We start from the raw sequence: 223 nt of genomic DNA on the forward strand, positions 1-223 counted from the left end.
TTAAAATGCCAAAACGGTTATTTTTTCTTTGACTGTCTGGCAGTTTGTGTCAGTGCAAAAGCGGCGCCAGAAATACGCGAATTCTGGGGATGGTGGTTGGAATTAGAGGCATAGGAGCAAGGTTTTATTTATAACTATCAGATAGGCTTATTTGATAAAAATGGTGAATGGCGTGCCATGAGTATCAAGAAAAAAGCTGATTTGGAGCATCTTGAGGCGACCT

At 40.8% G+C, this 223-nt stretch carries 1 pseudogene; it reads left to right on the top strand.

The annotated features are described in order from the left end of the window. Window positions 1-223: pseudogene (locus AAC854_RS23920) on the top strand (Crl family RNA polymerase assembly factor); the annotation flags it as partial.

This window comes from Xenorhabdus entomophaga, from assembly GCF_037996725.1.
Classification (GTDB): Bacteria; Pseudomonadota; Gammaproteobacteria; order Enterobacterales; family Enterobacteriaceae; genus Xenorhabdus; species Xenorhabdus khoisanae.